This window comes from Kordiimonas pumila, assembly GCF_015240255.1.
Lineage (GTDB): Bacteria > Pseudomonadota > Alphaproteobacteria > Sphingomonadales > Kordiimonadaceae > Kordiimonas > Kordiimonas pumila.
This window is the reverse complement of record NZ_CP061205.1, coordinates 3091432-3112914: the sequence shown is the minus strand read 5'-3', so window position 1 is coordinate 3112914 and position 21483 is coordinate 3091432. Positions and strand designations below refer to the sequence as shown.

Genomic DNA, 21483 nt, shown 5'->3' with positions numbered 1-21483 from the left:
CTTTAAATAATATTCAAAAAGGCCCTGCCAGTTTGGCGGGGCCTTTTATTTTAGGCAGAAAAATAAACCAATAGAATAACCGCAGCCGCAACAGCTAGCAGAAGGTAGGTTTGCTTGCGGCCATGCTCGCGCTTCTCATCCTGTATTTTCTGTTTTGGTGATTTGTTCATCGTTTTGCCTCTCCCCGGAAGGTGGCCCAGTTTTAGGCCACCTTATCAAGCTAGCTTAGTCTTTTTTATAGATAGTTACACGTACGTCGCTATCTTTCACATAAAGAATAGCGTTTTGGTATTCATGCCGCATAAAGGCAATGCCGTACCCGTTCATGCTGGTATAGAGCGTACCTGCAGATTTACCGCTTTCAGTTTCTATTTCTGAATGGGGTTCGGCAGTACCGGTTAATTCAACCGCCATGAAAGATTTTTTCAAGGTGGTTTTGTGCTTCATGCGGGCGGTTAATTCCTGCCCTACATAGCAACCTTTAGTGAAAGAGACACCATTCAGCTTTTCGGCGTTTGTTTCCAGCCAAAAATGCTTTTCCACATCAATATCGCGGGTGCTGTCTGGAACACAGTGGCGAATGCGGCGCTCTTCATAGTCTTCAAGTGGCAGCTCTTCGGCACCATCCACGGGGGGTGTTGCTGAAATAACCCGCAGTTTTAATGATTTGTGGCGCGGGTCAGCATAGGCAATACCGGAAATGCCTTGTGCAGTCTCGCTGTGCCATACAGCCCAAACACTCGCGGGTTCGTCTGTGATGGTGACATCTGATCTGAGTTTATACATCATGAGCCGTTGAATCAGAGCATCTTTCCGTTTTGCCTCAACATCAAGCAGGAGGTCAACGCCGTCCTTCACGATGATCATATCAAACAGAAATTTGCCTTGCGGCGTTAGGAGCGCCGCGTAAACGGCTGCTTCGCTTGTTTTACCTACATCATTTGTCACTAACCCGTTCAGGAAACTAACAACTTCGCTTCCTGAAAGACGCAGCACAGCGCGGTTTTTCAAACAAAGTATTTGTGCAGTCATGGTTGGTCCTTAAAGTGCCCTTCATTATACCTTTGAAATGGGCGTTTTCATATGGCTTTCAAGTTGTAAGTGAGCCTCAAGCCCGTTACAACTGCGAGCATACATATATATAACAGAGTTAATAGAATGAAATCAGCAAGTTCTGACATATCCACAGGTAAAAATGATAGTAACCCGGCGCGCCTTGTTATTAGGCAGCCAGATGACTGGCATGTGCATTTGCGTGATGGTGACATGATGGCTGCTGTTGCAAGCTATACGGCGCGTCAGTTTGGCCGCGCTATTGTTATGCCAAACTTGACACCACCAATCACTACAGTGGCGGCGGCGGAAGCTTACCGTGAGCGTATAAAGGCGGCTGTTTCTGCGGATCTTGGGTTTACACCGCTTATGACCTGCTACCTGACAGATACGATAGATCCGGCAGAGGTTGAGCGTGGTTTTAAAGCCGGTGTTTTTACCGCGAGTAAGCTTTACCCCGCACATGCAACGACCAATTCAAGCCACGGCGTGACAGATATTAAGACGATTTATCCGGTGCTGGAAGTGATGCAGAAAATAGGCATGCCATTTTTGGTGCACGGCGAGGTAACTGATTCTGATGTTGATATTTTTGACCGAGAAGCTGTCTTTATAGAGCGGACCATGCAGCAGGTGGTCGCCGATTTTCCGTCTCTCAAAATTGTGTTTGAACATATCACGACCGCTGAAGCTGCAGATTTTGTACTCGAATCGGGGGCAAACGTTGGTGCAACAGTAACGCCTCAACATCTTGAATATAATCGTAATGCCATGCTTGTCGGGGGGATTCGCCCGCATTTTTACTGTTTGCCAATTATCAAGCGAGAAAAACACCGCCAAGCTTTGCGAGCCGCTGTTACTTCTGGCTCTGCTAAGTTTTTTCTTGGCACTGATTCTGCGCCGCATGTTGTGAGTGCAAAAGAAACATCCTGTGGCTGCGCGGGGATATTTAATGCTCCTTATGCGATTGAAAGTTATGCCAAAGTGTTTGAAGAGGAGGGAGCACTCGGTAAGCTAGAGGCTTTTGCCTCAGAAAATGGCCCAAAGTTTTATGGTTTGCCTGAAAATTCTCGCCGTATTGTGCTGGAACGCAAGCAAGTTACTGTGCCAAATGTATTAGAGGCTGCGGGTGCGAAGCTTGTTCCTTTTCACGCGGGCAACAGCTTAGATTGGCATTTTGTAGGCTTTGATAGCGAATAAAGACAATCAGGATGCTGGGTAACCACTTGTGAGCCAATCAATATCATATGCACTATGGGGCCTGAGCTTCGGGATTTTACTTTCTGTACCAGTTGGGCCGGTGAATATTATTTGCCTGCGCCGCGCCTTGTTTGGCCGTTCTTTTGATGCTTTTTTATTAGGCTTGGGGGCAGCCCTTGGTGATGCATTTTATGCAGCCCTTGCAGCATTCGGTATGCATGCTGTGTTTCAGCTTATTGAAGCTCATGATACTTCACTTAAGCTTATCGGTGGGTGCATCATGATCGTTTTTGCTTGGCGAATTTGGACAAGCCACCCTCACTTGAGCGAAAGCCCTGAAACGGGGGAGCTTGTAAAAGGTATGGCTGGTACTTTTTTAATGACGGTTACCAACCCTGGTGTTTTTTTAGGGTTTGTTGGTCTTTACGGCCTTGCCGGAATCGGCAGTTTAACCGAAGCTGATGGCCTGCATGCCGGTGCGACACCTCTCGTGGCAGGTGTTTTTGTGGGCGCAGGCCTCTGGTGGGGGCTTCTTGCACTCCTTACAAAGAGCTTTCGAGATAAAATTAATGACCGCCTGCTGGAAATTCTCAATCACATTTCTGCGAGCCTGATTGGCCTTTTTGCCCTGATTACCCTGCTCAGCGCACTAATTTTGTAGAAATTAAGGCAAACTAGGGCAAATTTTAATGAAATTTCTTTGCTTACCAACCATTTGGAGCATTTTGACCGCTTGATCGTAATCAATTCGCGTTCTATAGTTCACCGGATTGTTTTTTAGGGTGTGTGGTAAATTTACCCTGTAAAACATATTACTTGGAATTTTTTCGGTTAAACCCGGTCCGCTGGAGGGAGCACTAATGATATCGGTAAAATTAGGCAAAAACGTTGCCTGCATCACTTTAGCTGCACTGCTTGTTGTAGCTTGTTCAAAAGATCCAAAGCCTACACCAACGGTATCAGCACCTGCGGAGCCTGTGGTACGTGAGGACAGCGGCACGCCAGAATCGGTTAGGCAGGCTGAACTTGAGGCTATGGAACTTCAAAAATGGGGTGGCGCTACTCAGAATGGCGTTGCTGTATATGCTGGTGCTGATCGCATATTTTTTGAATATGATAGTTCAGAGCTTACTGCAGATGCGCGTTCTACGCTTGCAAAACAAGCTGAATGGCTGATGCACTATTCAAGTGTTAAAGTAACAGTTGAAGGTCACTGTGACGAACGCGGCACACGTGAGTATAACCTGGCTCTTGGCGATCGTCGTGCTACAGCTGTAAAAAATTACCTGATTGCTTTAGGTGTGCCTTCAAGCCGTCTGAAAACAATTAGTTATGGCAAGGAACGTCCTGCTGTAGTTGGTGATTACGCACAGAACCGTCGTGGCGTTTTGGTTGTAAACTAAAATAGCCTCGATTGATATTGCACGGCCCCGTGCCCGAACTGTGGGTGCGGGGCTGTCTTTTTTTGACCCTATTTTAGCTGCACAGTCAGTCTGCAACCCCCGTGCAATCCCCGTGCAATCAATGAAGGAGATAAAGGGATGAAAATCTTTTCCCACTTTGTGGTTGTTGGCCTTTATAGCGTGATACTAGTGGGTTCTGCGACTATGCCTGCACATGCAGGTGATCCTGTTATTGACGCAAAAATTGAGTTACTTGACCGGCAAGTGAAGGCCTTACAAGCAAGGCTCGGATCAAGCGGCTCTGCCGCAACCGTACAGCCATCAGCCCCGGTCATGGCAGGGGAACCGGTACAAGACCGGGTACTGCTGGCAGATCTTATGGCAAAGGTTGGCGCGCTAGAAAGCCAGATGCGGTCTTTAACGGGCAGCATGGAAGAATATGACTATAGGCTGCGCCAGCAGGATGATGCCATTGCTCTTTTACGTAAAGAGCTAGAGCTTCAGCGTGAAGATACGGCAGCTGCTATCGCAAAAGGGAACCAACAGGTGCAAGGAACGCAGGCCACAACGCCTGCTGGGGTAACGCCGCCCGCTGCTACACCGAATCAGGTACCGAAAACTGTTGTAGCTTTGCCGAAAAGTAGCCCTTCGGAGCAATATAAATACGCCTTTGCGTTTGTGCAAAAAAACGACCTGGAAAATGGCCGTATTGCACTGGAAAAATTCATTGAAGAAAACCCAAAGGATGAACTATCTGGAAATGCACGCTTTTGGCTTGGGCGTGTGCATCTGCAAGAAGGCCGAAGCGGCCTCGCGGCCCAACAGCTTTTGGCACTCATTGAAGAAAACCCGAATCACCCTAAACGAGCTGACGCTCTTGTTGATCTCGCTGATGCACTTGTAAAACTTGATAGCAGTGAAGATGCCTGTAATGCGCTTGCTGAGTTCAGACGGGTAAAAAGCACTGATACTTCAAGGCTTCAGGAACGTGCTAATCGTGTTGCTAAAGAGGCAAAGTGTAGCTAAGGCAACGAATTGCTGTTGAAGGACATGTTCTGTTGATAACAAAGCCCCCGATTACACGGGAAAATCTGATAGATGGCTATTGCAAGCTTGGTGTTGATAAAGGTACCAAGATTGCTATAGCTGTTTCTGGCGGTGCAGACAGCCTTTGCCTGCTTCTTTTGTCGCGGTTTGATTATAAAGTTACAGCAATTACGGTTGACCACGGCCTCCGCAAAGAGGCGGCCGAAGAAGCCAGTTTTGTGGCTGCACTCTGCGCAGAATATTCAATTCCGCATGTTACGCTACGCTGGCAAGGTGATAAGCCGACTGCAAACCTTCAAGCCGCTGCCAGAGAAGCGCGATATGACCTGATTAAAAACTGGTGTGTTGAAAAGGGCATTGAAACCGTTGCGGTTGCTCACCACCAGGATGATCAGGCAGAAACAGTACTTTTGCGACTTGCGCGTGGTAGCGGGGTATACGGCCTTGCTGGTATGGCACCTGTACGCTCTATAGGGCAGGGTGTATCTTTGGTGCGACCGCTGCTTGAGTACCCGAAAGAATCTCTGATTCGTACCGTTAAGGATATGGGCATAAAGTGGGTGGAAGACCCCAGCAACAGATCCGAAGCATATGATAGGGTGAAGATCCGGAAAATGCTGGCAAACCCGCCAGTTGAGGGCCTGAATGCTGCACGCCTTGCTGGAACAGCAGGGCGTTTGCGGCGGAGCAGGGATGCACTTGAATATTACGAGCGCCAATGGCTTTTGGCTGCAGTGCATTTTTATGATGAAGGGTATTGTACTGTCGATACCAAGCAATTTAAGGATGCACCGGAAGAAATTATTCTGAGGGCGCTTGCTAGTATATGCAGGTTTGTTTCTGGCGGTACATATGTACCGCGTATGGAGAAAATTCTGCGATTATACAGTGCTCTGCAAGAGGGCGAATTTAAGGGCCAGACGCTATACGGCGCTATGTTTAGCCCTTTATCTGAACATGTAGCTCTTGTAACGCGCGAGGTTTCCGCGATCTCTACGCCTGTTGCGCTCGAATCACAAGGTATATGGGATTTGCGTTTCTGGTATCAAGCACAGGGCAACATTTCTGGCTTGACCATAGCGCCAGTTGGTGAAAATGGCTGGATACAATTAAAGAATATATATAAAGATATGAAGGAATTTAGTAGCCCACGATTGGCAATTTTGGCAATGCCTGCACTATTCGACGGTGAGCAATTGCGGTCAGTACCATTTTTAGGCTATGATACGTTGAAAGATGTGTCATTCAGTTTTTCCCGCGAAGGTAACAAGTAAGATAAAATGGTCGTGAAATGTAGGATACCTCTTGCATTCAGGCATTTGACGCTTATCTGAATAGAGACATATTAAAAAAGATTATAAACACCGCTTTGCGCAGCAAAGTGAGGTGTCGCAGTGAAGGAAAGGCAGTATTGTGAACAGTTTGATGCGGAATGCGCTTGTTTGGGGCGTTATAATTGTCCTGTTGATTGCCCTGTTCCAGTTTGTTCAGGGAAGTAATAGCCATGTCCGTGAGGTCAGCTACAGTGAGTTTTTAGAGTCTGTTGAACAGAATCAGGTGAAAACTGCAGAAATAACTGGGCAAAATATTGAGTTCAAAGATGGTCAAGGTCAAGTTTTACGTACTGTAAAGCCACCATTTGATCCTGATCTATATGGAATTTTGCGCACGAATAACGTTGATTTTAAAGAGATCGTTAAAGAAGAAAGCCTGTTTACCAGCCTGCTTTTCTCTATGTTACCTTTTCTGCTGATTATTGGTATCTGGATATTCTTTATGCGCCAGATGCAAGGCAAAGGCGGTGGTGGTGGTGCTATGGGTTTTGGGAAATCACGCGCGCGCTTGCTAACTGAAAAACAGGGCCGTGTAACATTTAATGACGTTGCCGGTATTGAAGAAGCAAAAGAGGAGCTTGAGGAAATTGTCGATTTCCTGAAAGATCCGCAAAAGTTCCAGAAGCTTGGCGGCAAGATCCCTAAAGGTGCTTTGCTTGTTGGCCCTCCAGGCACGGGTAAAACCCTTTTGGCCCGGGCTATTGCTGGTGAAGCTAATGTGCCATTTTTCACCATTTCAGGCTCAGACTTTGTCGAAATGTTTGTGGGTGTTGGTGCAAGCCGGGTCCGCGATATGTTTGAACAGGCAAAGAAAAATGCGCCTTGTATTATCTTTATTGATGAGATCGATGCTGTTGGGCGACACAGGGGCGCTGGCCTCGGCGGCGGTAACGACGAACGCGAGCAAACTCTGAATCAGCTTCTTGTTGAAATGGACGGGTTTGAGGCCAACGAAGGCATTATCATTATTGCCGCAACCAACAGGCCGGATGTATTGGACCCTGCGCTCTTGCGTCCGGGCCGGTTTGACCGTCAGGTTGTTGTGCCGAACCCTGATATTGACGGCCGCGAGAAAATTCTTGGCGTTCATATGAAAAAAGTGCCTCTTGCGCCAGATGTTGAGGTTAACACCATAGCGCGCGGTACGCCGGGCTTCTCTGGTGCAGACCTTATGAACCTTGTGAATGAAGCGGCTCTTCTTGCTGCGCGTCGCGGCAAAAAAATTGTCGCCATGCAGGAATTTGAAGACGCGAAAGATAAGGTTATGATGGGTGCTGAGCGGCGCTCAATGGTCATGACAGAAGACGAAAAGAAACTAACCGCCTACCACGAAGGTGGACATGCGCTTGTTTCTGTTCATTGTAAGTCATCGGATCCTATTCATAAAGCAACGATTATTCCGCGCGGTCGTGCCCTTGGTATGGTGATGCGCCTGCCGGAGCGTGACGAGTACTCTCAAAGCCGTGAGAAAATGCATGCTAACCTTGCAATTGCAATGGGGGGCCGTGTGGCAGAAGAGATGATTTTTGGCTATGATAAAGTAACGTCTGGGGCGTCTAGTGATATTCAGTACGCAACCAGCCTTGCCCGTAGCATGGTAACCCAGTGGGGCATGTCAGATAAGCTTGGCCCATTACAGTATGCGGCGAACGAGCAGGAAGTCTTTTTGGGGCATTCTGTTTCTAATAAACAAAATGTTTCCGGGGCTACAGCTAAAGTGATTGATGAAGAAATTCGTGCTTTTGTTGAGAATGCCAATGACCGGGCTAAAAAGATTTTGACTGATCATGTCGATGATTTACACAAACTTGCTGCCGCACTTCTTGAGTTTGAAACGCTGAGTGGCGCTGAAATCAATAGCCTTTTAAAAGGTGAAGAAATACGCCGTTCTACAAAGCCAAAAGACAGTGACACCCCAAAAGCACCGCCTGCAGTTTCCACGGCTGTGCCAACAGCGGGCATTGAACACGGCAAGCAGCCACAACCTGAAGGCTGATATAGGTGTCAGTTGAAATGTTGAATAATCTACCTGACGGGACAAAGATTTATCTTTGTCCCGTTGGTTTTGTTTATGGCCACCCTAATGCCTATTCTTTTCAGCAAACGGGGCTCATGTTTCTTGAACTTCGTGTTGTTGCGCGTGTTGGCCTTGATAAAGTGGCTGATTTCTATTGTGCCCCTGCCGTTTTGCTATCTGCAAGCAAGGGCTTTTCAAAGAGTGTTCGACAACAAATAGTGCAACAGCTTCAAGCTTTGCAATCTAGCGCTAAACCCGTTGCCTTACCCCGAAGGTCTAAAAGCCTTGTTTTTACACGCCCTTTGATTATGGGCATTTTAAATGTCACACCAGACAGCTTTTCTGATGGCGGTAAATACATAGACCCGGTTCATGCTGTAAAGCAGGCACGTGCGATGGTGGCTGCCGGCGCCGATATTATTGATATTGGCGGCGAAAGCACACGGCCCGGAGCAGAGCCAGTTTGGGAAGGTGAGGAAGCTGAACGTGTTGTGCCTGTTATGGAGGCGCTGAGAGAAGATGCTATTACGCTATCTATTGATACGAGGCGGGCCAGTGTAATGGAAAAGGCGCTCGCAGCGGGTGCCGATATTATAAATGATGTTAGCGCTTTAACTTATGACAGTGAGAGCATGCGTATAGTAGCGGAAAGTGATGCTCCGGTTATTTTAATGCATGCACAGGGTACACCGGAAGTAATGCAGGATAACCCGCATTATGCTGATACATTGCTTGATGTTTATGATTATCTTTCAGACCGGATTACGGCGTGTGAAAACAAAGGGATTGATAGGTCACGGATAATCATTGATCCAGGTATAGGCTTTGGTAAAAGAATGGTGCAGGATAACCTTGCGCTGATTAATGGTATGTCCCTTTTTACGAGCCTTGGGTGTCCGATTTTATTTGGTGCATCGCGTAAAAGTTTTATCGGTGCAATAACAGGTGAAACGGAAGCGACTAAACGATTGCCCGGCTCGCTGATGGCCGCTATGAAAGCCGTGGAACTTGGCGCACATATTATACGTGTGCATGATGTGGTAGAAACCAGACAGGCTTTGCTGGTGGTACAGGCATTTAGGGACGCTGCTACGGTTGCAGCTATGCGTAAAGATTAAATTGTTAGGGCGTTACGCTCGGGGGATATTGATATGGGCCGTAAATATTTTGGAACGGACGGCATTAGGGGAACTGTAAACCAAGGTTTTATGACACCTGATGTGGCTATGCGTATTGGCCTTGCTGCGGGCAAACTTTTTACCCGTGGTGACCATGTGCACCGGGTTGTTATTGCCAAGGATACACGGCGTTCTGGCTACATGTTTGAACCTGCACTTGCTGCTGGTTTTGTGGCGGCAGGTATGGATGTTTATATGGTTGGTCCCATGCCAACACCTGCGGTGGCGATGCTGGTAAAATCACTCCGTGCTGATGTGGGTGTCATGATCTCGGCCAGCCATAACCCACACTATGATAATGGGATCAAATTCTTTGGCCCTGATGGCTATAAACTTTCTGACAAGCAGGAAGAAAAGATCGAGCGGTACGTTGATAACGGCGTGAATGATATTCTGGTGTCGTCCGAACGGCTTGGTCGTGCCACCCGGCTTGAAGATGCAGGTGGTCGCTATGTTGAGTTTGCCAAGGCAACGGTGCCAACAGGTGTTACATTTGACGGCCTGAAGGTGGTGGTAGACTGCGCAAACGGTGCGGCCTACAAGGTTGCCCCCACTGTGCTCTGGGAAATGGGGGCCGAAGTTATCTCCATGGGGGTGCGGCCTGACGGATTTAATATTAATGATGGATGTGGTTCGACCCATCCTGATCTGATGTGCGAACGTGTTGTGGCAACGGGCGCTGATATTGGTATTGCACTCGACGGTGATGCCGACAGGTTGATTTTGTGCGATGAAAATGGCCGTATTATTGATGGTGACCAGATTATGGCGCTCATTACCCGTAATTGGCATAAGCGCGGCCTCCTTAAAGGTGGCGGCCTTGTTAGTACGGTTATGTCCAATTTAGGGCTTGAGCGGCTGTTGCAGGCTGAAGGCCTTACTTTAGAGCGAACACAGGTGGGTGATCGCTATGTTGTAGAGCGTATGCGAAGTGGTGGTTTTAATGTGGGCGGCGAGCAATCTGGGCATATTGTATTAAGCGATTTTTCAACAACGGGTGATGGCCTTGTTTCTGCTTTGCAGGTTTTGATGGAAATTAGCTGCTCAGGGAAACCTGCCTCTGTCACATGTAGGCAGTTTGACCCTGTGCCCCAGCTTCTGAAAAATGTGCGCTATAAGGGGGGAGACCCTTTAAGCGCGGCTAATGTTGTTAAGTCAATTGCAGCGGCTGAGAGTGAGCTTGGTGCATCAGGTAGGCTGGTGATCAGAAAATCCGGTACAGAACCTGTGGTGCGGGTAATGGCTGAAGGGGACAATGAAGATATAGTAACCCGGCTTGTAGATAGTATTTGTTCTGAAATTGAGGCTGCAGCCTGATGACAGAAGCGGCCCTGACACGTGGCCGGGTTCTGGTTGTTGCCGGCTCTGACCCGTCGGGCGGCGCTGGCATTCAGGCTGATATAAAAACTATTTCGGCCTTGCGCGGCTATGCTGCAACTGCAATCACAGCTCTTACGGTACAAAACACGTTAGGTGTAACAGATGTTATGCCCGTGCCATCTAGCTTTATTGCAAGCCAGATAAAGGCTGTACTATCTGATATTGGCGCAGACTGTGTTAAAACAGGTATGCTTCATAGTGCAGAGGTGGTCGAAACCGTGGTATCTATTCTCAGCGAAGCCAACTTCAGGGGCGCTGTTGTTGTCGACCCGGTAATGGTGGCAACGTCTGGCGACAGGCTTTTAGAAGTAACGGCGGTTGAAAGCCTGAAAAAACTTCTCATTCCTCGTGCAACAGTTTTAACGCCTAATATACCTGAGGCTGAATTGCTGACGGGCACGGTGATAAAGTCGGTTGATGATATGCGCCGCGCTGCGGGTTTCATTATAAAAATGGGGGCTGAATCTGTGCTTATGAAAGGTGGTCATTTGGATACTGAAACCATTCATGATGTACTGATTATGGCAGATGGCACAGAATATATTTGTGCGGCACAAAAACGGCACACACGGCACACACATGGCACAGGCTGCACACTTGCAAGTGCGCTTGCGACAGGCTTGGCATTAGGGCAGGCTTTGCCTGACGCCTTTCGGCACGCGCATGCTTTTGTGCAAGCTGCAATTGAGGCTGCCCCGGGCTTTGGGGCAGGGTGCGGGCCACTTGGCCATTCTTATGTGAGGGTACCATGACGGAAGAGTTGGCGTTTCGAGTGAAAGGCGAGGGCGAACCCCTCGTTATGTTGCACGGACTGTTTGGGTCTGGCGATAATCTTGGCGGCATTATACGGCTACTGTCTGCGGAATATAAAACGATTGCACTTGACCTTAGAGGGCATGGCAGAAGCCCGCATCTGGGTACATTAAGTTACCCTCAAATGGCAGATGATGTGATGCGCTTTATGGATAAACAAGGCATTGAAAGCGCTTATGTTTTTGGGCATTCCATGGGGGGTAAAACCGCAATGCAACTGGCTATTTCACACCCGAACCGGGTGAAAAAGCTTATCGTTGGGGATATAGCCCCAGTTGCTTATACGCCGCACCATACCCAAATTCTAGCAGGAATGCAGGCTGTAGCAAAAGCGGCGCCGACTGACCGCAAGGAGGCAGAAACATTGCTGGCTGAATATGAAAGCGAGCCTGAGGTGTTGAGCTTTCTGTTAACCAATTGGCGACGAGTTTCTGATAATACTTGGGGCTGGCGGCTTGACCTAGAAGCCATTTGCCGTGATTATGACAATCTAATCGCTGGCATAGAGGGTGGTGAATATGAGGGCGAAACCCTGTTTTTAAGGGGTGGACGTTCTGATTATATAAAAGCTGAACACAGGGACACGATCTTGCGCTTGTTCCCAAAGGCTTCTGTTAAAACAGTTGAAGGCACCAGCCATTGGTTGCATGCTGAGAAACCGGACCTGATCGCTAGAGCTATTATGAAGTTTTTACAGTTATAGGGGTATGAGTACTTTTGTTGTTCCGTGTTTTTCAAGTTGTGTTGTTCTTGGCAATAAGCCTTTATGGGGCTGAAAAGGCCGCTTTTTCTTCTGATGTTGTTGATGGATTTGATGCACGCTTTAAGCTGGCTGTTGAGGAAAATAAAATTCCGGGTGCCGCTTATGCGATAATTCAAAACGGGCAAATCACCAAGGTTGAAACATACGGCGTGAGAGCATTGGGTGAAAAGAAGCCCGTAACAAAAGATACTGTTTTCCGCTTAGCCTCTGTTTCTAAAACATATACAGCAGAACTTGCCGCTATTCTGGTTGCCGAGGGTAAGCTTTCTTGGGATGCGCGTGTTGTAGATTATGTTCCCGGGTTTCATTTGAAAACGCCGGGTCACGCTGAAAAACTGAAGGTTAGCCATATTTTAAGCCATAGTTCGGGGCTGACGCCCAATGCCTATGATATTATGCTGGAAGATGGTTGGTCTCTGGATAAAATTGTGCCGCGCTTCCAAAGCCTGAAGCCCATATGCGCACCTGGCAAGTGTTATGGGTACCAGAATATTATCTTTAGTCTTATCCAGCCTGTGATTGAAAAAACAACAGGTGAACACTTTGAAACGCTGATGGAGGATAGGATATTCAAGCCACTGGGCCTTGATCATACCACTATTGGTATGGATGGCTATTTGGCGGCAAAAGATAGGGCTGAACCCCATTTGCTGACTAAAAAAGGTTGGTATAAAACCAAGGTAAATAATAATTATTATGCTGTTTCACCTGCCGCTGGTGTAAATGCAAACGTGATTGACCTTGCCAAATGGGTGCAAGCTCAAATGGGTTACGGCGTAACGCCCATTGCAACGGGTGTGATTGATGCCGTGACGACAAAACGGACCCACACTAAACGTGAACTATACCGTAAAGTGTGGAAGCCATATGTGGAAGATGCTTACTATGGCTATGGTTGGCGCATATACCAGATAGGCGGCGAAGATATTATTCTGCATGCAGGTGGTGTTGCTGGGTTCCGTAGTCTGGTTTCTTATTCAAAAGATCGCGGCATAGGTCAGGTAATTCTCATGAATGCCGAAAGTCGTTCAATTGAAAAACTTGGTGCTGATTTCTGGACAGCTCTTATTTCAGAGCTACCAACCGAACAAATGGCTCTTGCCGGGCGCTAAAATATATCCAAGGCGCAGTAAATGTACATAAAATGTTACTTTTGTTCATTTTAGTGTCATATTTTATATTCTAAAATACTTCACCAACGTAATACTCGAAGATATGACAACAGAACTTGTTGCACATTTTCCATTCAGGCTTGGGGGTATGGGGTATGTTTTGGAAACAGGTGAGCCGTATTCAGGCATTTTTCTTTATTTTAACTGCTGTCTGTATGTGTTCAGCAGCGCAGGCACAGCAAACAATTTCTGCTATGCGCGAAGCATTTCAGTCTCAGGTGTTGCAGGCTATCCCTGATTTGGCGTGGATTGATGCCAACCCACAAATTACATCTGGCTTAACGGGTGACAATTTGCAGGTGTGGGGTGTGAACCACATGGGGCAGTTTGCGATCAAGGGGGATAAAGTTTATGCCTTTTCCGGGCGAACAGGGGCACCGTCTGGTATAGCAGCGGGCCGTTTCCAAGTAGAAGGATTTAAGGTACGGGTTTATAATACGGCGAGTGGCTTTGACCAAACTGTGACCATTTCCTATAGCGGTGATTGGAATAGGGAACCTTCTGGCCAGTTTTATTATAACCAGTCAGTTGTGCCTGCTGCAGTCAAGCAGAAAATAGAGGCCTTGAAGTATAGCGAACGCGAAATCTATATGGAGGTGCTTGACTACGGTCGGTTAACACCGGATTCGTTTCCTGTTGCTGCTGTCAGGCAGTTTGTGCAGGGTAAGCTTGTTGCCAAGCAGCAGGAAGAACAGGCAAGGCAACAGCAGGCTGAGAATGAAAGGCGTGCCGCGGAAGCTGAGAGGGAACGCCAACAGGAGCAAGCCCTGCAAAACCAACAAGGGCAACAGCAAAGCCAGTACAATAATAACTCTTACCGTAACGATAATAGCTACGATGATAGTGCGGAGCGCGCCAGAAATGAGCGCGAAGAACGGGAACGCCGCGAACGGGAAGCAATCCAGCGCCAGTCTGATGCCACATGGAACGCTTATCAGCAGTCGCTTAGAAATATTGAAAATGCTTTTAAGCGTGACCCTGAAGTGCAGCGTAAGCTTGACCGCGAGCGCGAGCAAGATGAGTGGGAATATGAACAAAAGCAGCGGCGCAAGCGCGCAGAAGAAGAACAAGAGCGCCGCGAGCAGGAAGCATACGAGCGAGAACTCGCTGAAGAAAAACGGTTGAGGGATATCAGAAACCAAGAACTGCGTGCTGCCAATGAGGCCTATGAAAGACGGCGTCAGCAGGACTTTCAGGTTTGGTTTGCAAATGGTGGGCAGACACGCCTGAATAAGAAAGTGGAAAGATGGAAGGATGTTGTGGCAGACAGCCTTATGGGGCTGGACTTTGCGACAAAGAACATGGGATTTGAGCGGCAAAAGGCAGAAGAGCTGTATGCCAGCCCTGCAGGCTTGGTGCTTTTACTCGAACGTGTTTTGAAACACACAGAGATGAAGCCGTATTTAAAGCGTTTGTATGTAAAGAACGTAGCTGAATGGTATAATAGTTGGCACACAATACACGCCGACAATAATTTCTATGCTTCTTTCCCATCCAATCCTGATTATAAAAAAGGTTATGTGCCGGATATGGAGCATTTGAAAAAGCTACTGCCATATTTTAATGCCATGAACGGCAATGATATCCTTGTGAATCAGTGGTATGCGACGCCATCATATGCCCATATAAATCAATCAATTTCTATTGGCGATCGTGTTATTGAAGGTAAAGAGCGGTTAGAGACGGTTCCATCTATTTTTTATGGTGCGCTTTCGTCATCTAAAAGGCAGGTTGATTACCCTAAACATGCTAAATATTTATATGGTTTAACCTTAACGCCTGACCATGTTGCTTACCTTGAACGGCTTCTCAATATTAACAAATCAAATATTCTTATTCCATCAGGGGTGACACGTGGACATATTCAGACGCTGAATTTACTTATTTCACACGACTTGTTTTCAGGTAATGCAGCAAAAGCATATTTTAGGATGCAACAGGCGTTTGCCTTGTTAGGCATTGAAAATGTGAAAGAGCTTTTTGACCGTCAGTTATATTGGTCTGATTATAGCTTAAAAATGGGTGTGCAAGAAGAAGACAGGCTTATACAAAACTTAAATACCAAACGTTTTATTTATAACGCTGCTTATGTGTATAAGGCCAATGGCTTCTTTGCCGAAAGTGAGATTATACTGGAAAGGCTCCTCAAAGATTTCAATGCGCCTATGAATGTAAACCGTAGAAAATGGTTCCATAGCGATTTTAACTATTTTGACCTGATGATAAACCTGATGGATATATATGCACATCAGGAGCGCTGGCAAACGCTTTTAAATATGAGCGAGCGCTTTGAGGCTGATTTTTTGAGATCGGTAAAGTCTTATGATCGCTACAAAGATATATATAATGAGCCAACAATTGCAGGTAATCAGCCCGGGTTGTTGGCCTCGCGGTCTATACTCAGGTCTATATGGTGGGAGAATTTTGCTTACCGTGCCCAAGCTATGACGAGGATGGGAGACAAAAAAGGTGCAGTAAAAAGTCTGAAAGATACCTTTAAGCTTTTGAAGAAAAACCCTAGCATTATCCTGCAAGACCCATACTTTAACCGGATATTAGACCCTCTTTTACTTGAGATATCTCCGAAGGACCATAAAAAGTATCTGGCTGGAAAAACATATGCAAAGGCCCCGCCGCTTTCAAGTGTGCAACAGCCATTGGGCGGCATGGGCACACCCCTAAACCCGGACGCATGGGGGCAGATGAATGCATCTTTGATTACAGAATACAAACACCAGTATTACACGCTGAAGGATTATGATGGTGCCGCAGACGTCGCTGTGAAACTGCTGCCAACAGTGCGGGAACAATCAACACTTTCAGAGACAGACACGAAACTTCTATCTGATATTCTTTATAACACATCATACACCTATTTTCTGACTGAAAAATATGTGGAAGGCCTGACAGTTGCAAGCCTATATAACCGCCTTGTGCCAACTGATGCCAAAAAGGCTGAAGGACTAATGATGCTTAATGCTTTGATGGGCAACATCTTTTGGGTCCGGCTGCATCAATATGGTCCGTGGCTCAATCAGGGGGAGGTAGACGGCAAGCCAATAGGTGCGGGCAAGGAAGACCTTAAAACATATTTCCTGCAAACGGCACTTGTTGAATTTGGCAAAGACACAATTGATGGGGAAAAAGGGCAGTTTTTCCTTGAGCGCGCTCTTGCCGGTATGGCCAAGCGGGGTACATTAACCCACCCTCTTGTGTATCTGCTTAATGCGGCAGATTTTAGTCGCTAACAGTTGTTTGGTGTGTCGCGCGAGAAGGGTTACAAACAAAACTTAGCATAGCACCACTATACCTTGGTTTGTGATGCTATGCCGTTTGCTAAAACGGGTCAACGCCGCCTTCATCTGGCATGCGGCGTGGTGGTGACCGGTCACCTTTACCGGGTTCTGGGCGGCCGCGCCTACGCTGTTTTTCTACCATAAAGGCCATCGCTTCGCCTTGGTCAATTAGGCAGTCACCGTTATGATCCATGCTTTGGAATGTGCTATCTTCAACAGCTGCAAATTCAGCAAGTTCCAGCATATTGTTTGCGTTTTTATCAAGTTGTTCGAATCGAAAGAACATAAAGCCTTTGTCTTCAAATTGGGCGCGTCTGTATTCTTGCTCATCGAGGAGAGCATCCTGATTTAGATCAAGTGTTATAAACAGTTTCCGGCGCTCATGGGTAATATCATCACAGGAAAAAAGGCCATCATTATTGGTATCCCACTGGTCAAGAAAACGCCTTTGCATTTCTGCGGCCTTCTCTGGTGGTATCGGTGGTGGCTTAGGCGGGCCTTTCCTGTTTGAGGAACAGGCTGCAATAGCAAGCACAAGGCTTGTTACTAATACGAGGCGATAGCGTTTTGTCATAATATCCTGCATCTGTGTTTTTATAATTGTTACCATCTTATAGTACGTTTCAATGGCGATGAAAACTTTGCTGTTTTATCAAAAAATCTCGATTGACTATTTTTTATTCTGCTGTAGTGTCCGGCCCCGGTACTTCCCCCAACTGGGAAGCAGCTGTCTGTGAGGTCAGCATCACATTATTGGGACACACCTCCCCAACGAGGTGCTTACTAACTGGAAGGTTAGATATATGACGAAGCCACTACAGGCACCCGTGCGTGCTGAGTTTAGCTCAGGACCGTGTGCAAAACGTCCGGGTTGGACAAACGATGCTCTTAAAAACGCTCTCCTCGGGCGGTCACACCGGTCAAAGCCGGGTAAAGAGCGATTAAAATATTCCATTGATAAAACACGTGAAATTCTGGGTGTGCCAGCTGATTACCGTATTGGTATTGTCGCTGCATCTGACACCGGCGCTGTTGAAATGGCGCTGTGGTCACTGCTTGGTGCACGCGGTGTTGACATGCTTTCATGGGAAAGTTTTGGCGCCGGCTGGGTAACCGATGTTGTCAAACAGCTAAAGCTTGATGATGTTCGCACCTTTAATGCTGATTACGGCAAGCTGCCTGACCTGAACGCTGTTGATACAGACCGTGATGTGGTGTTCACATGGAACGGTACGACATCTGGCGTCAAGGTACCGAACGCAGACTGGATCAAGGCTGACCGCAAGGGCCTGACAATTTGTGATGCTACATCAGCCGCGTTTGCAATGGACCTGCCATGGCAGAAGCTTGATGTGGTAACCTACAGCTGGCAAAAAGTGCTGGGCGGCGAGGCTGCACACGGTATGCTTATTCTGTCACCACGCGCTGTCGAGCGGCTTGAAAGTTATACTCCGGCATGGCCAATGCCAAAGATTTTCCGCATGACCAAAGGCGGAAAGCTGATTGAAGGTATCTTTACGGGTGAAACGATTAATACGCCTTCCATGCTGTGTGTTGAAGACTATATCGACGCGCTTGAGTGGGCAGACAGCATCGGTGGCCTCACAGGTCTTGTTGCCAAATCAGAAGCAAACCTGAAAGTTTTATCTGATTGGGTAGCTTCATCTGATTGGGCTGGTTTTTTGGCTGAAACTGCAGAGACATGCTCGAACACATCTGTATGCTTGAAAGTAACGGATAGCTGGTTTGCGGGGCTTGATGCCGACGCACAAGCCGCAACCCTGAAAAAGCTAACATCAAAGCTTGATGCTGAAGGTGTTGCTTACGATATTGGGGCATACCGCGATGCGCCTGCGGGCCTGAGGATATGGGCTGGTGCTACTGTTGAAGCATCTGACCTTAAGATCCTTACTGAATGGCTGGACTGGGCATACGCAGAAGTTAAGGCTGCAGCCTAATACAAGAATATGCAGAAGGCCGATATAGGTCGGCCTTTTTTCAAAATCATACAATTTATGAAAGGATGAGATCATGCCTAAGGTGCTGATTTCTGATAAAATGAGCCCTCTTGCAGAGAAAATCTTCAAGGAACGCGGCGTTGAAGTTGATGTAATTACAGGTAAAACCAAAGAAGAACTCGCTGCAATGATCGGCGAGTATGACGGCCTTGCTATCCGGTCATCTACAAAAGTGACGCCTGCTATTCTGGAAGCGGCGAAAAACCTTAAAGTTATTGGCCGCGCGGGTATCGGTGTGGATAACGTTGATGTGGCTGCAGCTACCAACCACGGTGTTGTAGTGATGAACACACCGTTCGGTAACTCTATTACAACGGCAGAGCATGCGATTGCCATGATGATGGCGCTTGTGCGCGATATTCCGCAGGCAAATGCATCAACACATGCTGGCAAGTGGGAAAAATCCAAATTTATGGGCATGGAAGTAACCGGTAAAACACTGGGTCTTATCGGTGCGGGTAATATTGGTTCTGTCGTTGCAGACCGTGCTATGGGCCTGAAAATGAAAGTTGTTGCTTACGACCCATTCCTGTCTGCAGACCGTGCGGCTGATCTGGGCATCAAGAAAGTTGATCTGGATGAGCTCTTCAAAGTTGCGGATGTGATTACGTTGCACACGCCGCTCACTGACCAGACCCGAGGGATTGTTGGTAAAAAAGCTTTTGCCCAGATGAAAGACGGTGTTCGCATTGTTAACTGTGCACGCGGCGGCCTTATCGATGAAGCAGCTCTTCTCGTGGCGCTTAACAGCGGTAAGGTGGCAGGTGCGGCCCTTGATGTGTTTGAGGTTGAGCCAGCGACAGAAAACCCGTTGTTTGGCCACGATAAAGTAATTTGCACACCGCACCTTGGTGCATCTACCTCTGAGGCGCAGGTGAATGTTGCTTTGCAGGTTGCTGAACAAATGGCAGACTTTCTGCTAACAGGCGGTGTTACAAACGCGCTTAATATGCCGTCACTGAGTGCAGAAGACGCACCAAAGCTGAAGCCATACATGGCGCTCGCTGAGCAAATTGGCGGTTTTGCAGGCCAAATTACTGAAACAAGCTTGAAGCGTGTTGTGATCGAATATGAGGGTCATGTGGCAACTTTGAATACCAGCCCGTTAACGGCGGTTGTGCTTGAAGGTCTGCTATCGCCGCTTATGAGCAGTGTAAACATGGTGAACGCACCGATTGTTGCCAAAGAGCGCAATATTAAAATTACCGAAAGTAAACATGATCGTGAAGGCGATTATAGCACGTCTATTCGCTTGACTGTTGAAACAGAGCGCGGCGAGCGTTCTATTGCAGGTACTCTTTTTGCGAACAAGGCCCCACGTATCATTGAAATTGATGGTGTAAGGCTTGAGGCAGAGTTAGCGCCGAATATGCTTTATATCATCAATGATGATAAACCGGGCTTTATTGGTGCTTTGGGTTCCCTTTTGGGCCATAACGGTGTAAACATCGCGACATTCGCGCTTGGACGCCGTGTTGAGGGTCAGGAAGCGGTAGCCTTGGTAGCTGTTGATCAGCCGCTGCAAGATATTGTTCTTGACCAGGTCGCTGCTCTCGCCCATGTACGTCTGGCTAAAAAGTTATCTTTTTAAGTCTGACGTCAGAGTAAAGGGAGCGGACCCATGAATGGGCCTATAAAAACTATGGCGGGCAGTCTTTATGCCCGTCAGGCATTATTGCCAGAAGGATTTAGAGATCAGCTTGTTCCAGAAGCGGAACAGGAAGCGTCTTTGGTAAGGCAACTTGTCGATACCTTTCTCTCTCATGCCTATGATCGTGTTTCACCGCCGCTCGTGGAATATGAAGATAGCCTGCTTGTTGGTGCTGGGTTAACAAGCTCTGCCAAAATGTTCCGCATTATGGATTCGAATACACAGCGTATGATGGCTGTGCGCTGTGACATGACCATTCAAATGGCACGGCTTGCAGCTACACGATTCGCTGATCAGGAACGCCCCCTTAGGCTTGCTTATGCGGGTAGTGTGCTGCGTACAAAAGGCAGCCAAATTCGCCCCGCTCGCCAGTTTACACAGGCCGGTATCGAACTTGTAGGCTGTGAAAGCCTTGAAGGCGAAATGGAAGTTATTGCCATTGCTGTTGAGGCTTTGAAAGCTGTAGGTATTGCGGAAGTATCGCTTGACCTGACGCTGCCGCCGCTTGCTTCTTTACTGTGTGATGCAAAAGGCATAACCGGAGATGACCGTACGGCAGTTCTGTCAGCTCTGGGTGCAAAAGATATCGGGGCTTTTAACGGGTTGAAAGATAGGGCACTTTTTGAAGCGCTGGTTTCAGCTACAGGCCCTGTAGATACGGCGTTAGTCGCGCTGAAGACGATTGGGTTTGAGGGCGAAGCGGCATCACTGGTTGAACGACTTATTCGGCTTGTAGAGATGTTGCAGGAAAAATTACCAAGCCTCCCAGTGACACTTGACCCATGTGAAACGCACGGTTTTGAATATAAAACCGGAATTGGTTTTGCGCTTTTTGCCCGTAACGGAAATGGGGAATTAGGCCGAGGTGGTCGCTATGCTGTAACGCATGCAGATGGCCATACGGAAGAGGCCACAGGCTTTTCTGTTTACCTTGATAGCTTGATGGATGCTCTGCCTGTTGCAACAGCTGCCCAAAAAATATTTTTGCCCTTTAATACGTCAGCGAGTGAAGGTGTTAGGCTTCGTACTGAGGGCTGGCGAACAATTCAGGGGTTGACAGTTGAGGCGGATTGCCGGAAAGAAGCGGCTCGGCTTGGTTGTACACATATTTTTGAAAAGGGTGCGGTTTGCGCCCTCTAAAATGCCTTTTTAAGGCAA

The 21483-nt window shown here is 47.5% G+C and carries 17 protein-coding genes; 15 read left to right on the top strand and 2 right to left on the bottom strand.

Translation table 11 applies throughout. From position 1 onward, the window contains the following. Positions 1–225: 225 nt before the first annotated feature. Positions 226–1032, bottom strand: coding sequence for a CAF17-like 4Fe-4S cluster assembly/insertion protein YgfZ (gene ygfZ / locus ICL80_RS13730; protein WP_194213201.1), 807 nt, complete (start codon positions 1030–1032; stop codon positions 226–228). Positions 1033–1158: 126 nt separating this feature from the next. On the opposite strand from ygfZ, the gene pyrC reads away from it, so the two are divergent. From pyrC to ICL80_RS13670, 12 genes are all read left to right on the top strand, one after another. Then, positions 1159–2253, top strand: a complete 1095-nt coding sequence (gene pyrC / locus ICL80_RS13725; protein WP_194213199.1) for a dihydroorotase — start codon at positions 1159–1161, stop codon at positions 2251–2253. A 28-nt stretch (positions 2254–2281) separates the two neighbouring features. Then, entirely contained in the window at positions 2282–2914 is a 633-nt protein-coding gene (locus tag ICL80_RS13720) for a LysE family translocator (protein ID WP_194213197.1), read from the top strand. Positions 2915–3113: 199 nt separating this feature from the next. Continuing rightward, positions 3114–3656, top strand: a complete 543-nt coding sequence (gene pal / locus ICL80_RS13715) for a peptidoglycan-associated lipoprotein Pal (RefSeq protein ID WP_228073548.1) — start codon at positions 3114–3116, stop codon at positions 3654–3656. A 138-nt stretch (positions 3657–3794) separates the two neighbouring features. Then, the gene (locus ICL80_RS13710) at positions 3795–4682 is read left to right on the top strand and encodes a tetratricopeptide repeat protein (RefSeq protein WP_194213195.1); all 888 of its coding nucleotides are present in this window, start codon (positions 3795–3797) and stop codon (positions 4680–4682) included. A 32-nt stretch (positions 4683–4714) separates the two neighbouring features. Continuing rightward, positions 4715–5977, top strand: a complete 1263-nt coding sequence (tilS, locus tag ICL80_RS13705) for a tRNA lysidine(34) synthetase TilS (RefSeq protein ID WP_194213193.1) — start codon at positions 4715–4717, stop codon at positions 5975–5977. 151 nt (positions 5978–6128) lie between these two features. Next, entirely contained in the window at positions 6129–8033 is a 1905-nt protein-coding gene (ftsH, locus tag ICL80_RS13700; RefSeq protein ID WP_194215875.1) for an ATP-dependent zinc metalloprotease FtsH, read from the top strand. A 17-nt stretch (positions 8034–8050) separates the two neighbouring features. After that, positions 8051–9172 carry a dihydropteroate synthase gene (gene folP / locus ICL80_RS13695; protein ID WP_228073547.1) on the top strand — a complete coding sequence of 374 codons (1122 nt, stop codon included), beginning with the start codon at positions 8051–8053 and terminating at the stop codon, positions 9170–9172. A 33-nt stretch (positions 9173–9205) separates the two neighbouring features. After that, complete coding sequence (gene glmM / locus ICL80_RS13690; protein ID WP_194213183.1) at positions 9206–10549, top strand: phosphoglucosamine mutase; 1344 nt, start codon at positions 9206–9208, stop codon at positions 10547–10549. Beyond that, positions 10549–11364, top strand: coding sequence for a bifunctional hydroxymethylpyrimidine kinase/phosphomethylpyrimidine kinase (gene thiD / locus ICL80_RS13685; protein ID WP_194213181.1), 816 nt, complete (start codon positions 10549–10551; stop codon positions 11362–11364). The genes glmM and thiD overlap by 1 nt, the downstream gene beginning before the upstream one ends. Beyond that, positions 11361–12128, top strand: coding sequence for an alpha/beta fold hydrolase (locus ICL80_RS13680; protein WP_194213179.1), 768 nt, complete (start codon positions 11361–11363; stop codon positions 12126–12128). Before thiD ends, ICL80_RS13680 begins: the two co-directional genes overlap by 4 nt. A 14-nt stretch (positions 12129–12142) precedes the next feature. After that, positions 12143–13300 (top strand): serine hydrolase domain-containing protein, encoded by a 1158-nt coding sequence (locus ICL80_RS13675; RefSeq protein ID WP_194213177.1) that lies wholly within the window; start codon positions 12143–12145, stop codon positions 13298–13300. A 155-nt stretch (positions 13301–13455) separates the two neighbouring features. Then, positions 13456–16608, top strand: a complete 3153-nt coding sequence (locus ICL80_RS13670) for a hypothetical protein (RefSeq protein ID WP_194213175.1) — start codon at positions 13456–13458, stop codon at positions 16606–16608. A gap of 88 nt (positions 16609–16696) precedes the next feature. Here the strand turns inward: ICL80_RS13670 and ICL80_RS13665 are convergent, their stop codons facing one another. Then, a complete protein-coding gene (locus tag ICL80_RS13665; RefSeq protein ID WP_194213174.1) occupies positions 16697–17230 on the bottom strand; it encodes an EF-hand domain-containing protein in 534 nt (177 codons plus the stop codon). A 229-nt stretch (positions 17231–17459) separates the two neighbouring features. Here ICL80_RS13665 and ICL80_RS13660 point away from each other — a divergent pair, with 229 nt between their 5' ends. The 3 genes from ICL80_RS13660 to ICL80_RS13650 all read left to right on the top strand — a co-directional run bounded on the left by ICL80_RS13660 (position 17460) and on the right by ICL80_RS13650 (position 21465). After that, positions 17460–18614, top strand: a complete 1155-nt coding sequence (locus ICL80_RS13660; protein ID WP_194213172.1) for a phosphoserine transaminase — start codon at positions 17460–17462, stop codon at positions 18612–18614. A gap of 73 nt (positions 18615–18687) precedes the next feature. Next, on the top strand, positions 18688–20265 hold the full coding sequence (gene serA, locus ICL80_RS13655) for a phosphoglycerate dehydrogenase (protein WP_194213170.1): 1578 nt from the start codon (positions 18688–18690) through the stop codon (positions 20263–20265). A gap of 30 nt (positions 20266–20295) precedes the next feature. Next, positions 20296–21465 (top strand): ATP phosphoribosyltransferase regulatory subunit, encoded by a 1170-nt coding sequence (locus tag ICL80_RS13650; RefSeq protein WP_194213167.1) that lies wholly within the window; start codon positions 20296–20298, stop codon positions 21463–21465. Positions 21466–21483 lie beyond the last annotated feature (18 nt).